Origin of the sequence: Giesbergeria sp., assembly GCF_028686475.1 — a bacterium.
GTDB lineage: Bacteria > Pseudomonadota > Gammaproteobacteria > Burkholderiales > Burkholderiaceae_C > Simplicispira.
On sequence record NZ_JAQUCA010000010.1, the window covers coordinates 74,147 to 87,114 of the forward strand.

The following is a 12,968-nucleotide window of genomic DNA, read 5'->3' on the forward strand; positions in this document are numbered from 1 at the left end:
GGCCCTGAACTGTGGTTAAACCAGTGGCCATCAAGCCTGTTGCACCAAGGCGGCATAGGCAGCTTCCTCCAGCAAGGAGGATAACTGCGCTGGCTCGGAGATGGCGATTTTAAAAAACCAACCTGCGCCCAAGGGGTCGGTGTTGGCCAAGGCAGGGTCGGCGCGCAGGGCCTCATTGACCTCTACCACTTCGCCCGCTACGGGCATAAAGACATCAGCCGCTGCTTTGACGGATTCGACCACACTGGCCACTTCGCCTTGGGCAAACACTTTGCCCACCGCAGGCAAGTCAACAAACACCACATCGCCCAAAGTCTCTTGGGCGTGGGGAGTGATGCCAACGGTAGCGGCTTGCTCGTTGGCAGCGCTAATCCATTGGTGGTCGGGAGAAAACAGCAGGTGCATGGTGACAATTGAGGGGTAAATTCAAAAACTGCACTGTAGCGGTTTTTCGTTGGGGCGCTGCAAGCCCACCAAGGCAGCCTGAACGCTTAACCCAGCAGCAAGGCATCGTCCGAGAGTTTTTCGCCGCGCACTTTTTCAAACATTTGTAGCAAATCGGGCACATCCAAACGCTGGCGCTGCTCGCCCGCTACATCCAACACCACTTGGCCTTGGTGCAGCATTACGGTGCGCTGGCCTACGTCCAGCGCTTGGCGCATACTGTGCGTCACCATCATGGTGGTGAGTTGGTTTTCAGCAACAATGCGCGCCGTCAGCTGCAGCACAAAATCAGCGGTGCGCGGGTCTAGCGCGGCAGTGTGTTCATCCAACAACAAAATGCGCGAAGGTTGCAAAGCCGCCATGAGCAAACTCACGGCTTGGCGCTGGCCGCCCGAGAGCAAACCAATGCGGTCGGTCAGGCGGTTTTCTAGCCCCAGCCCCAGGGTGGCCAAACGGGCACGAAATACCTCGCGCTGGTGCGCCTTGACGGCCCCACGCAAGCCCCGAATGGTGCCGCGCTCTTGCGCCAGTGCCATGTTTTCTTCAATCGTCAGGTCTTCACAGGTACCAGCCATTGGGTCTTGGAACACCCGTGCCACGCGCGAGGCACGCGCCCAGACGGGCTGGCGCGTCACATCGCTACCGTCAATGCTGATGGTGCCGCTATCGACGGATTGATCGCCCGAAATGGCGTTCAAGAAGGTAGATTTTCCGGCCCCGTTGGAGCCAATGACCGTGACAAATTGTCCGGCGGGGATGCTCAACGACATACCGCGCAGGGCGCGGGTTTCAATGGGCGTGCCGGGGTTGAAGGTGAGTTGCAGGTTTTGGGCGCTTAACATAGCAATTTTCTCTGGGCTTTAGTGCGAACGGCGCGCCGCCAGCTTGCGCTTGAGCTGCGGAATCACCAAGGCCACGGTGACCAACAGGGCGGTAACCAAGTTCAGGTCTTGCGCTTTCAGGCCAATAAAGTCACTGTTGAGGGCCAAGGCGATAAAGAAGCGATAGACAATCGCGCCAATCACTACCGCCAGCGTGGCCAATACCAGCTTGCGCGAGGGCAAAATGCTCTCGCCCACAATCACGGCGGCCAAGCCAATCACGATGGTGCCAATGCCCATCGAAATATCAGAACCCCCTTGGGTTTGGGCAAACAAAGCACCCGCCAATCCCACCAAGCCATTGGATACGGCCATGCCCAGTAACACCATCGCCCCAGTGTTGACACCTTGGGCGCGGGCCATGCGCGCATTCGAGCCGGTGGCGCGAATCGCCAAACCGCGCTCGGTGGCAAAAAACCAATCCAGCGCCAGCTTGGCGGCCAACACGACCACCAGCAAAATCAAGGGCCGGGCCACATAGTCGCTCAGGCTTTCAGGTTGCAGCAGCGTGAGCAGCGTCGGGTCATTGATGAGGGGCACATTGGGGCCACCCATGATGCGTAGGTTGATGGAATACAGCGCAATCATCATCAAAATGCTGGCCAGCAAGTCCATAATTTTGAGTTTGACGTTGAGCCAGCCGGTAATTAACCCCGCCAGCGCACCCGCTGCCATCGCCGCCAAAGTGGCCAGATAGGGATTGGTGCCCGAGGCAATCAACACCGCACATACAGCGCCCCCCAGCGGAAAGCTACCGTCCACCGTCAGGTCGGGAAAGCGCAGCAAGCGGAACGAAATAAACACGCCCAGCGCCACCAGGCTGAAAATCAAACCGATTTCAACCGCGCCAAGCAAAGAAAAAAGGGACATGGTGCACAGGCCAGCAAGCAAAAAACAAAGCAGGAGCCAAGCGTTGCATGGCTCCTGCACAGCAGTCGGGGCAAGCCTTACAGCACCCCATTATTTCAAAATGTTAAATTATTTTACAACTTGCGCTGCGGACTTGATGAGCGCATCCGACAGCTTCACGCCCTGCTTCTCTGCGGCACCGGGGTTGACGTACAGCTCTACCTTGGTACTGGTTTCGGGTTTGATGTCGCCGGGCTTCTCGCCCTTGAGGATGCGCGCTACCATGCGGCCAGTTTGTTCGCCCAAATCGCGGTAGTTGATACCCAAGGCCGCCACCGCGCCACGCTTGACGCTATCGGTGTCCGAGGCCACCAGCGGCAGCTTGGCTTCTTGGCCCACTTTGACCAGCGCCTCGTAGGCCGAGACCACGTTGTTGTCGGTGTTGGTATAAATCACATCCACCTTGCCAACTAAGCTACGCGCCGCGCTGCCCACATCGACCGAGCGCGGTGCTGCCGCCTCCACCAGCGTCATGCCCAACTTGGGCAGCAGCGCCTGCAATTGCTTGACCACCACCACCGAGTTGGCCTCGCCGGGGTTATAGACCATGCCGACGCGCTTGGCACCGGGCACCACCTGCTTGACCAAGTCCATTTGCTTGTCTAGCGCCAACAAATCCGACACCCCAGTGACGTTGGTTTTGGAAGGCTCCCAACTGGCAAGCAACTTGGCTGCTACGGGGTCGGTTACGGCAGAAAACACCACGGGCACGGTTTTGCTGGCGGCTACCACGGCTTGGGCCGAGGGGGTGGCAATGGCTACGATGGCATCGGGCTGGTCGCCAATAAATTTGCGCCCAATCTGCGCCGCTGTGCCGGTATTGCCTTGGGCACTTTGGTATTGCCACTTTAGGTTTTTACCGGCTTCAAAACCAGCTTCTTTGAGCGCAGCTTGCACTCCATCGCGCACGGCATCCAAGGCCGGATGCTCAACAATGGCCGTAACAGCCACCGATTTTTGTTGAGCGCTGGCCGGGGCCACTGCTGCTACCGCCAACGCCATAGCACCGAAAGCCATCCAAGGCAATTTTTTCATGAGGCAAAATCTCCAAAATAGACATGGCCTGCATCGCAGGCCTAAACGGCGCAAAGCGCCAGCGTTGGTTTACATGCCAGAGTAGTTGGGACCACCGCCGCCTTCGGGCGTGACCCAGACGATGTTTTGCGTTGGGTCTTTGATGTCGCAGGTTTTGCAATGCACGCAATTTTGCGCGTTAATTTGCAAACGCTGCGCCGCGCCGCCCTTGGCTTCATCGGGTACAAACTCATAGACACCCGCCGGGCAATAGCGCGCCTCGGGGCCAGCGAATTTTGCCAGATTGACACCTACGGGCACGCTGGCATCTTTCAAGGTTAAATGGGCGGGTTGGTTTTCGGCGTGGTTGGTGTTGCTGATAAACACGCTGGAGAGCCGGTCAAAGGTCAGTTTGCCGTCGGGCTTGGGGTAGTCAATCGGGGCGCATTCTGACGCTGGCTTGAGGTAAGCATGGTCGGGCTTGTCGCGGTGCAGCGTCCAGGGGATGTTGCCCTTGAGCAAAAATTGCTCTAGCCCGTTCATCACGGTGCCTACGGTCAGGCCCTTCTTGAACCACGCCTTGAAGTTGCGTGCCTTGTTCAGCTCAGTGTGCAGCCAGCTATTTTCAAAGGCGCGTGGGTAGGCGCTTAACTCATCGTGTTGGCGGCCAGCAACCAGCGCTTCATAGGCGGCTTCGGCGGCCAACATGCCGGTTTTGATGGCAGCATGGCTGCCTTTGATACGGCTCACATTCAAATAACCGGCATCGCAACCGACCAAAGCGCCACCGGGGAACACCGTTTTGGGCAAGGACAGCAAACCACCCGCCGTGATGGCACGTGCGCCATAGCTGATGCGCTTGGCCGGTTTGATACCCTTTTCCGCATCGCCCTCTAGGTAGTAACGGATATTGGGGTGCGTTTTCCAGCGCTGAAATTCTTCAAACGGGCTAAGGTAAGGGTTGCTGTAATCCAAGCCGGTGATAAAGCCCAGCGTGACCTTGTTGTCTTCCATGTGATACAGGAAGGAGCCGCCATAAGTGTTGCTGTCCATCGGCCAACCAGCGGTGTGCATGACAAAGCCGGGCTGGTGGCGTTGGGGGTCAATCTCCCACAGCTCTTTGATGCCGATGCCATAGGTTTGGGGGTCGCATCCAGCATCCAATTGGAACTTGGCAATCACCTGTTTGCCCAAATGACCGCGCGCGCCTTCGGCAAAAATGGTGTATTTGGCGTGCAGCTCCATGCCCAGTTGAAAGTCGCCCGTGGGTTCACCTTCTTTGCTGATACCCATGTTGCCGGTGGCCACACCTTTGACCGAGCCATCGTCGTGGTACAACACCTCGGCGGCGGCAAAGCCGGGGAAAATCTCTACACCCAAGTTTTCCGCCTGTTGCCCCAGCCAGCGCGTGACGTTGCCCAAGCTAACGATGTAGTTGCCGTGGTTCTGGAAGCACTGCGGCAACAAAAAGTCTGGAGTGCGGAAAGACGATTTTTCCCCCAAGAAGATCATCGCATCTTCGGTCACGGGCTGGTTGAGTGGTGCGCCCAACTCTTTCCAATTGGGAAGCAGCTCGTTCAGGGCTTTGGGGTCCATGATGGCTCCCGACAGGATATGCGCGCCCGGCTCAGACCCTTTTTCTAACACCACCACCGAGACATCTTGGCCTTTTTCTGCGGCCAACTGTTTCAGACGGATGGCCGTGGACAGCCCAGCGGGACCACCGCCCACCACGACCACGTCGTACTCCATCGCCTCGCGGGGGCCGTATTCGGCCAGGATTTCTTCAGGGGTCATCAAAATTTCTCGTTCAATAGGGGAGGACAAAAAGCAGAAAACCTGACGGCTTGCTGACGATTGACGTAAACGTAAAGCGAATAAAAGATTTTATGCGGTGCTTGCAATTGGTCAAGCCAGCGCAGGGCTTCTTTTTGGGCCTTGTGCCAGTATTTGTTTTATATATGTTTTTAAGTATATAAGAAGCACAAAACAATAGTTTGCTTTTATATGAAGCCCCGCTACATTCGCCGCTATGCACGATTTCGCCTTTGTTTTTGCCGGGTTTGCCGTTGGGCTGATTGTGGGCCTGACCGGCGTGGGCGGCGGCTCGCTCATGACCCCGATTCTGATTTTTTTCTTTGGCATCAAGCCCCACATGGCGATTGGCACCGATTTGCTGTTTGCCGCCTTTACCAAAATGGGCGGTACCGTGAGTTTGGCGCGCCAGCGCTTGGTGCCTTGGCGCGTGGTCGGGATGTTGTGCGCCGGTAGTATCCCGGCGGCTTTCGCTTCGCTGTGGCTGTTGAACTACCTTGGCCCCGCCAGCAGCCAAGCACAACACATTATGACCACCACTTTGGGCGTGGCCCTGTTGCTCACAGCCGCTGCCACGCTGTACAAGGTGTTTGCTTTTTCGCACGCCAAACAAGTCACTGACCATGCCAAACGGCTGGCCAATCCAGAATTAGCCACGCAGCCACGCCATTGGAGTTTGCCGGTGCTGCTGGGCGCGGTGATTGGCACGCTGGTGACGTTTACTTCGGTGGGCGCGGGGGCTGTGGGCGTGACGGTGCTGTTGTTGGTTTATCCACTGCTGCCGCTGCCCCGGGTGATTGGTGCCGATATCGCCTATGCCGTGCCACTGACGCTGGTGGCCGGTTTGGGCCATGCCTCGCTGGGTTCAGTAGATTGGAGTTTGCTGGCGCTGCTGCTGGCTGGCTCCTTGCCGGGCATCTGGGTAGGTTCGCGCTTGGTTTCGCGCGCCCCAGAGCGCTTGATTCGCTCGGCGCTTTCTGTGTTGCTCGCTTGGGCGGGTGCCAAACTGGTTTTGATTTGAGTGTTGTTTTATGTACCAATATACCGACTTTGACCGACAGTTCGTGCGCCTGCGCGCCGACCAATTCCGCGACCAATTAGAGCGCTGGCAAGCAGGCAAACTGAGCGAAGACGATTTTCGCCCACTGCGCTTGCAAAACGGCTGGTACGTGCAACGCTACGCCCCCATGTTGCGCGTGGCCGTGCCTTATGGCGAGATTGCCAGCTGCCAATTGCGCGTGCTGGCCACCATCGCCCGCGACTACGATACGCCCGAGGCTGCTGTGTTCCAAGAAGCCATGACTGGCCAAGGCAAGCTGGGCACCACCTTTCTGCCGAAAAACTGCGCCCACTTCACCACGCGCACCAATGTGCAATTCAACTGGATTCCACTGTCCAAAGCTGCCGATGTGATGGACTTGCTGGCCAGTGTCGATATGCACGGCATCCAAACCAGCGGCAATTGCATCCGCAACACCACCACCGATGCGCTGGCCGGTATTGCCGTAGATGAAGTGCTCGACCCACGCCCCTATGCCGAAATCATCCGCCAGTGGACGACCCTGCACCCCGAGTTTGCCTTTTTGCCGCGCAAATTCAAAATTGCCATTACCGGCGCTACCGAAGACCGCGCCGCCAGCGCTTGGCACGATGTAGGCCTGCAACTGGTAAAAAATGCAGCGGGCGAAGTCGGCTTTAAAGTATCGGTCGGTGGTGGCATGGGCCGCACCCCCATCACCAGCAGCGTGATTCGTGAGTTCCTGCCGTGGAACCAAATCATGAACTACATCGAGGCGATTGTGCGCGTTTATAACGAGCAAGGCCGCCGCGACAACAAATACAAGGCCCGCATCAAAATTTTGGTCAAGGCCGAAGGCCAAAGCTACTTTGATGCAGTGGAAGAGGAATTCCGCCAAATTGTGGAAATAGACGGTGGCCCCCACACCATTCCACAAGCCGAATTGGACCGCGTAGCGGCCTGCTTTGTGCCGCCCGTCTTGGCCGATGTACCCGCTGTGGACCCAGCAACCCTGAGCCAGCAACTGCAAACCCAAGCAGCCGAACACCCCGCCTTTGGCCGTTGGTTGGCACGCAACGTCCACGCCCACCAAAACCCCCAACTGCGCGCCGTCACCTTGTCGTTCAAGCGTGTCGGCCAAGCGCCCGGCGATGCTACTGCCGACCAATTGGATGCCTTGGCCGCGCTGGTCGATAAATACTCGGCCGGCGAAGCCCGCGTCACGCACGACCAAAACGTGCTGCTGCCTTGGGTACATGGCAGCCAACTGTTTGCTTTGTGGCAAGAAGCCAAAGCCTTGGGGCTGGCCAGTGCCAACGTGCAACTGCTGACCGACATGATTGCCTGCCCCGGTGGCGATTTCTGCGCCTTGGCCAATGCACGCAGCTTGCCCATTGCCGAGGCCATCACCCAGCGCTACCAAGATTTGGACGAGCTGGACGACATCGGTGAGATTGACCTGCACATCAGCGGCTGCATTAACTCGTGCGGCCACCACCACAGCGGCCATATCGGCATCTTGGGTGTGGATAAAGACGGCAAAGAGTGGTATCAAATCACCTTGGGTGGCTCCGATGGCTCGCACCTGTCTGGTGCAGCGGTAGCCGGTAAAGTGATTGGGCCATCGTTCTCAGCCGCCGAAGTGCCCGATGTGATGGAAGCCATATTGACTACCTACCGCGACCAGCGCCAGCCGAACGAACATTTTGTCGATACCGTGCGCCGCATTGGCTTGGATGCTTTCAAACAAGCTGCCAATGCAGTACGCATTCCGGTAGCCGCCTAAACCGACCGTGGAGGATGATTGCCCTATGAACTTCCAAATTTTGGCTGCTAGCAGCCACACCCCCCCCACCGAAGGCGACACCAGCGTGGTAGCTTTGGCGAACGATGCCAACGCCTTAGAGTTGCCCCTAGACGGCGTGACACGCATTGACCTGCATTTTCCCGCCTTTACTGATGGACGGGCCTTCAGCCAAGCCTACTTGCTGCGGCGTCGCCGGGGCTTTACGGGCGACATCCGCGCCACGGGTGATGTGCTGATTGACCAGTTGGTACAAATGCAGCGCACTGGTTTTAGCTCGGCCGTACTGAAAGCAGGGGTAGATGCTGGCGACGCACAGCGCCAATTTGAGCGTTTCCAAGGCTTTTACCAAGCCGATGCACTACAAACCAAACCCATTTTTGCCTTGGAGCCTTGATGAGCAGCAGTTTGCTTTCACGCGGTGCGCCCGCCAAAGCCACCACCGTCCATGCCCGCCCCAGCGCCGATTTTGCGACCAAATTGGAGCAGACCCGCGCCCTGTTGCGCCAAGCGGCCGCTTTGGGCGCACCCGGTGCCGTCACGCAAGCCTCTAGCTTGGGGGCCGAAGATGTGGTGATTACCCACCTCATCAATGCTTTGGCCTTGGATATTCCGGTGTTCGTGCTAGAAACCGGCGCACTGCACACCGAAACGCTGGCGCTGTTAGAGCGCACGCAAGCGCACTCGCGCGCGCCCATCGTCGTCTATAAGCCCGAATTTGCTGCGGTGATTCAATTCATCCGGCAAAACGGCCAAGATGCCATGTACCGTAGCATTGAATTGCGTAAAGCCTGCTGCCAGATTCGCAAAATGGAACCCTTGGCCCGCGCCTTGGCCGGTAAACAAGCTTGGATTACCGGCCTGCGACGCGAGCAATCCAACGCCCGTGCCGAGGTACCGCAAATAGACACCGCCGAAGTGGCCAGCAAAGGCTTGACCAAGTTCAACCCGCTGGCCGACTGGACGCTGGGCGACGTGTGGCACTACATCGCTGAAAATGGTGTGGACTACAACCCGCTGCACGACCAGTTCTATCCCAGCATCGGCTGCGCCCCCTGCACCCGTGCCATCAGCTTGGGCGAGGATTTCCGCTCTGGCCGTTGGTGGTGGGAAGATGAAGCCGCCAAAGAATGCGGCCTGCACGTCAAGAGTTGATTGGAAAAGCCTTATGAATGCCCGTATCGACACCTCCACGCTGAGCCACCTCAGCAACCGCCATTTGGATGCGCTGGAAGAAGAAACCATCTTCATCCTGCGCGAAGTGGCTGCCGCCTTTGAGCGCCCAGCGCTGTTATTTTCGGGTGGTAAAGACTCGCTGGTAATGCTCAAATGCGCCGAGAAAGCCTTTGGCGCTGGCCGCATCCCCTACCCGCTGTTGATGATTGACACCGGCCACAACTTCCCCGAAGTGACCGATTTCCGCGATTTCCGTGCCAAAGAACTGGGCGCAGAACTGATTGTGCGTAACGTGGAAGACTCGATGGCGCGTGGCACCGTGCGTTTGGCCCACCCCGGCGAATCGCGCAACGTGCACCAATCGGTCACGCTGCTCGAAGCGATTGAAGAATTTCGCTTCGATGCCCTGATGGGTGGCGCACGCCGCGACGAAGAAAAAGCCCGCGCCAAAGAGCGCATTTTTAGCCACCGCGACAGCTTCGGCCAATGGCAACCCAAGGCCCAGCGGCCTGAGTTGTGGACGCTGTTCAACACCCGCCTGCAACCGGGCGAGCATTTCCGCGTGTTCCCCATCAGCAACTGGACAGAATTGGATGTGTGGCAATACATCGAGCGCGAAGCCATCGCCCTGCCTAGCATTTACTACACCCACCAACGCCAAGTCATTGACCGCCGAGGCTTACTCGTGCCCGTCACCGAATTGACCCCCCCCAAGGACGGCGAAGAAGTGCTGCTGCGCGATGTGCGCTTTCGCACCGTGGGCGATATTACCTGCACCTGCCCGGTAGAAAGCACTGCCGCCACCCCCGGTGAAATCGTCATTGAAACCTTGGCCGCCGATGTGAGCGAACGCGGTGCGACCCGCATGGACGACAAAACCAGTGATGCCTCGATGGAAAAGCGCAAGAAAGACGGATACTTCTGATGACAACCCCCGACAATACCAATGACCACATTTCCGCGCTGCGCTTTATCACCTGCGGCAGTGTGGATGATGGCAAAAGCACCCTGATTGGCCGTCTGCTGGTGGACAGCAAAGCCGTGTTGCAAGACCACTTGGCTGGCGTGACACGCGGCGGCGAAACCGACTTGGCCCTGCTGACCGATGGTCTATCGGCGGAACGCGAACAAGGCATTACGATTGATGTGGCCTATCGCTACTTTGCCACCGAGACGCGCAAATTCATCATTGGCGATGCCCCCGGCCACGAACAATACACGCGCAACATGGTCACAGCCGCCAGCAGCGCCGATGCCGCCGTGGTGCTGGTCGATGCCACCAAACTCGACTGGCAAAACCCACAGTTAGAACTGCTGCCACAAACGCGCCGCCACAGCCTGTTAGTGCATTTGCTGCGCGTGCATTCGCTGGTGTTTGCCGTCAATAAACTTGATGCAGTGGCCGACCCAGCTTTGGCTTGGAAACACATCAGCGCCGCTTTAGATGCTTTTAGCGCTGCTGCGGGCATTGACGTACATACCACCGTGCCCGTCTCAGCCCTGAAAGGTTGGAACGTGGTGGATGCCCAACCCGGCTGGTGCAGCTACACCGGCCCGACACTGTTGGAAATTCTGGAGCAACTGCCCAACACCCCCACCGATACCAATTTACCTTTGGCCTTTCCGGTGCAATGGGTAGAAAAGTTCCACGACTCGGCTGTGACTACCCAAGGGCGGCGCGTGTTCTGGGGCCGGGTGGCAGCGGGCAAGGTGGCGGTGGGCACCGAAGTGCAGATTTTCCCCAGCGGGCAAAAGGCCGTGGTGGCCCAAGTGATTGACCATGCACGCCAACCCGGTAGCGTGGCCGCTGGCTTGAGTGCCGGTATCACCCTCGACCGCGAAGTGGATGTATCGCGTGGCGACTGGATTGTGGCTGCCCCGGTGGCCGCTGCGGTGGCCGAAGACGACTTTGACACCCCCGCCAGCGTCAGCCCGTGGCCGGGCCGCAAAGAACTCTCCACCACCATCGCTTGGATGGACGACGAGCCTCTGGTGGCAGGCCGCACTTACTTGGCACTGCACGGCCACCGTTGGGTCAAGGCCAAGGTGCGCCGCGTGGTACACAAACTCAACATCAATACCTTGGCCGAGGAAGATGCGACCCAGCTAGAACCCAACGCCATCGGCCATGTCGAGTTGCTGCTACAAGAAGCCTTGCCCGCCGCGCCGTTCGCACAGGCACGGGTACTAGGCTCCTTGATTTTGGTGGATACCGCCAGCCACAAAACGGCTGCGGCGGTGCTGGTGAATTAATCGTTCGCGCCATTCTCTACGGCCTCCCCCCAGCACTGGGGGGCTTTCTTTTTCCCTTTGGCGGTGAAAACTTCTAAAATTGCGGCTTTTCACCGTTCCCACAAAAAAATCTCATGACCCACGTTGTTTCCGAAAACTGCATCAAGTGCAAATACACCGATTGCGTGGACGTGTGCCCGGTGGACTGCTTCGTTGAAGGCCCCAATATGCTGGTCATCAACCCAGACGAGTGCATCGATTGCGCCGTCTGCGTGCCCGAGTGCCCGGCCAACGCCATCTTTGCCGAAGAAGACCTGCCCCCGGCTGAATTGGCCTTTATCAAAATCAATGCCGATTTAACCAACGCGCCCGGCTGGAAAGCCATCACCAAGCGCAAAGCCGCCCTGCCCGATGCCGATGCCTGGAACGGCCAGCCCGGCAAAATCAAAGAGCTGGCACGCTAAGGCGGTGCCCTAGCCCACCGCTAAAGCGCCGCTACCATGCCCGCCCGCGCTCAGGACCTCCTCACCGATGCAGTCGTGATTGGGGCAGGGCCGGTCGGCCTGTTCCAAGTGTTCCAATTGGGCTTGCAAGGTTTGCAGGCCCATGTGATTGATGCCTTGCCCGCGTTGGGTGGCCAATGCGCCCAACTCTACGGTGATAAGGCCATCTACGATATTCCAGCACTGCCTACTTGCAACGGCCATGAATTGGTGCAACGGCTGGTAGAGCAATGCGCCCCCTTCGCGCCGCAGTGGCACTTGGGCCAGTTGGTCAGTAGCCTAGCCCGACAAGCCGATGGCCGTTTTGAAGTCACTACCGCCCAAGGCACGCGCTTGCTGGCGCGCACCGTATTCATTGCCGCTGGCGTGGGGGCCTTTATGCCGCGCCCGCTGGCGCTGGCGGGCTTAGAGCCGTTTGTGGGCCAGCAAATTTTTTACGCATTCAACACAGCGGACATGCTGGCTGGGCGGCAGGTGGTGATTCATGGCGGCGGCGAGACCGCCGTGGCGCAGGTGATAGAAGTCGCCAGCTTGCCAGCAGCACAGCGCCCCAGCAGCATCACCTTGCACCACCGGCGCGATGCCTTTGAGGCTCCGCCCGATATGCTAGAGCAGCTGCACAGCCTGCGCCAACAAGGCCAAGTGCAGGTCGCCATTGGCCAAGTCACCGGCCTAGACATCCACCCAGACACCCAACAACTGCGCGCACTAACCCTCCTGACCCCAAATGGGCAAACGCAACAGCTGCCCGTCGATGTGCTGCTGGTCAAACTGGGGCTGGTGCCGCGCTTGGGGCCGCTGGCCGATTGGGGCTTGGCGCTAGAGCGCAAACAAATCGAAGTCAATACCGCCACTTTTGCCACCAGCAGCCCCGGCATTTACGCCGTGGGCGACATCGTGACCTACCCCGGCAAGCGTAAATTGCTGGTGTGTGGCTTCCACGAGGCCACCTTGGCCGCTTTTGCTGCCGCCGAATACCTTAGCGGCCAAACCCTGCCGCTCGAATACACCAGCAGCAGCACCCGGCTGCAACAACGCTTGGGCTTGTTAGAGACGGCCTACAAATCCGCAGCCTACCAAAAGCCCACTGGTTCCTTGCCCTAGAAGCAGCCTAGAATCAGCGCACCTTCTTTTTGTTCATATTTTGGGTGCATGTCTTTGTCTGTCAATGA

General features: G+C 58.3%; 13 protein-coding genes. 8 read left to right on the forward strand and 5 right to left on the reverse strand.

Annotation, left to right across the window (positions count from 1 at the left end):
- Window positions 1-30: 30 nt before the first annotated feature.
- The 5 genes from gcvH to PHX60_RS08985 form a co-directional block, all read right to left on the reverse strand.
- On the reverse strand, window positions 31-405 hold the full coding sequence (gcvH, locus tag PHX60_RS08965) for a glycine cleavage system protein GcvH (RefSeq protein WP_300076890.1): 375 nt from the start codon (window positions 403-405) through the stop codon (window positions 31-33).
- An 86-nt stretch (window positions 406-491) separates the two neighbouring features.
- The gene (locus PHX60_RS08970; RefSeq protein ID WP_300076892.1) at window positions 492-1,286 is read right to left on the reverse strand and encodes an ABC transporter ATP-binding protein; all 795 of its coding nucleotides are present in this window, start codon (window positions 1,284-1,286) and stop codon (window positions 492-494) included.
- Window positions 1,287-1,304: 18 nt separating this feature from the next.
- Window positions 1,305-2,195 (reverse strand): ABC transporter permease, encoded by an 891-nt coding sequence (locus PHX60_RS08975; RefSeq protein ID WP_300076894.1) that lies wholly within the window; start codon window positions 2,193-2,195, stop codon window positions 1,305-1,307.
- A gap of 108 nt (window positions 2,196-2,303) precedes the next feature.
- Complete coding sequence (locus PHX60_RS08980) at window positions 2,304-3,269, reverse strand: ABC transporter substrate-binding protein (RefSeq protein ID WP_300076896.1); 966 nt, start codon at window positions 3,267-3,269, stop codon at window positions 2,304-2,306.
- 69 nt (window positions 3,270-3,338) lie between these two features.
- Window positions 3,339-5,045: an electron transfer flavoprotein-ubiquinone oxidoreductase gene (locus tag PHX60_RS08985; protein ID WP_300076897.1), complete on the reverse strand. Its 1,707-nt coding sequence runs from the start codon at window positions 5,043-5,045 to the stop codon at window positions 3,339-3,341.
- A 235-nt stretch (window positions 5,046-5,280) separates the two neighbouring features.
- Between PHX60_RS08985 and PHX60_RS08990 the strand changes: the two genes are divergently transcribed.
- The 8 genes from PHX60_RS08990 (at window position 5,281) to PHX60_RS09025 (ending at window position 12,900) form a co-directional block, all read left to right on the forward strand.
- Window positions 5,281-6,084, forward strand: coding sequence for a sulfite exporter TauE/SafE family protein (locus PHX60_RS08990; RefSeq protein ID WP_300076898.1), 804 nt, complete (start codon window positions 5,281-5,283; stop codon window positions 6,082-6,084).
- Between the two features lie 10 nt (window positions 6,085-6,094).
- The gene (locus PHX60_RS08995; protein WP_300076900.1) at window positions 6,095-7,867 is read left to right on the forward strand and encodes a nitrite/sulfite reductase; all 1,773 of its coding nucleotides are present in this window, start codon (window positions 6,095-6,097) and stop codon (window positions 7,865-7,867) included.
- Between the two features lie 25 nt (window positions 7,868-7,892).
- Entirely contained in the window at window positions 7,893-8,282 is a 390-nt protein-coding gene (locus PHX60_RS09000; protein WP_300076902.1) for a DUF934 domain-containing protein, read from the forward strand.
- The gene (locus PHX60_RS09005; protein ID WP_300076903.1) at window positions 8,279-9,040 is read left to right on the forward strand and encodes a phosphoadenylyl-sulfate reductase; all 762 of its coding nucleotides are present in this window, start codon (window positions 8,279-8,281) and stop codon (window positions 9,038-9,040) included. The genes PHX60_RS09000 and PHX60_RS09005 overlap by 4 nt, the downstream gene beginning before the upstream one ends.
- A gap of 13 nt (window positions 9,041-9,053) precedes the next feature.
- A complete protein-coding gene (cysD, locus tag PHX60_RS09010; RefSeq protein WP_300076905.1) occupies window positions 9,054-9,986 on the forward strand; it encodes a sulfate adenylyltransferase subunit CysD in 933 nt (310 codons plus the stop codon).
- Complete coding sequence (locus tag PHX60_RS09015) at window positions 9,986-11,314, forward strand: GTP-binding protein (RefSeq protein ID WP_300076907.1); 1,329 nt, start codon at window positions 9,986-9,988, stop codon at window positions 11,312-11,314. The genes cysD and PHX60_RS09015 overlap by 1 nt, the downstream gene beginning before the upstream one ends.
- Window positions 11,315-11,427: 113 nt before the next feature.
- Window positions 11,428-11,757 carry a ferredoxin FdxA gene (fdxA, locus tag PHX60_RS09020; protein ID WP_300076909.1) on the forward strand — a complete coding sequence of 110 codons (330 nt, stop codon included), beginning with the start codon at window positions 11,428-11,430 and terminating at the stop codon, window positions 11,755-11,757.
- Window positions 11,758-11,793: 36 nt separating this feature from the next.
- Window positions 11,794-12,900, forward strand: coding sequence for an NAD(P)/FAD-dependent oxidoreductase (locus PHX60_RS09025; RefSeq protein WP_300076911.1), 1,107 nt, complete (start codon window positions 11,794-11,796; stop codon window positions 12,898-12,900).
- Window positions 12,901-12,968 lie beyond the last annotated feature (68 nt).

Bases quoted from the DNA above. Each gene is read 5' to 3' on its own strand.
- fdxA (WP_300076909.1), top strand. From the start codon at position 11,428: ATGACCCACGTTGTTTCCGAAAACTGCATCAAGTGCAAATACACCGAT.
- PHX60_RS08970 (WP_300076892.1), bottom strand. From the start codon at position 1,286: ATGTTAAGCGCCCAAAACCTGCAACTCACCTTCAACCCCGGCACGCCC.
- PHX60_RS08975 (WP_300076894.1), bottom strand. From the start codon at position 2,195: ATGTCCCTTTTTTCTTTGCTTGGCGCGGTTGAAATCGGTTTGATTTTC.
- cysD (WP_300076905.1), top strand. From the start codon at position 9,054: ATGAATGCCCGTATCGACACCTCCACGCTGAGCCACCTCAGCAACCGC.
- PHX60_RS09000 (WP_300076902.1), top strand. From the start codon at position 7,893: ATGAACTTCCAAATTTTGGCTGCTAGCAGCCACACCCCCCCCACCGAA.
- PHX60_RS09025 (WP_300076911.1), top strand. From the start codon at position 11,794: ATGCCCGCCCGCGCTCAGGACCTCCTCACCGATGCAGTCGTGATTGGG.
- gcvH (WP_300076890.1), bottom strand. From the start codon at position 405: ATGCACCTGCTGTTTTCTCCCGACCACCAATGGATTAGCGCTGCCAAC.
- PHX60_RS08985 (WP_300076897.1), bottom strand. From the start codon at position 5,045: ATGACCCCTGAAGAAATCCTGGCCGAATACGGCCCCCGCGAGGCGATG.
- PHX60_RS09015 (WP_300076907.1), top strand. From the start codon at position 9,986: ATGACAACCCCCGACAATACCAATGACCACATTTCCGCGCTGCGCTTT.
- PHX60_RS08990 (WP_300076898.1), top strand. From the start codon at position 5,281: ATGCACGATTTCGCCTTTGTTTTTGCCGGGTTTGCCGTTGGGCTGATT.
- PHX60_RS08995 (WP_300076900.1), top strand. From the start codon at position 6,095: ATGTACCAATATACCGACTTTGACCGACAGTTCGTGCGCCTGCGCGCC.
- PHX60_RS08980 (WP_300076896.1), bottom strand. From the start codon at position 3,269: ATGAAAAAATTGCCTTGGATGGCTTTCGGTGCTATGGCGTTGGCGGTA.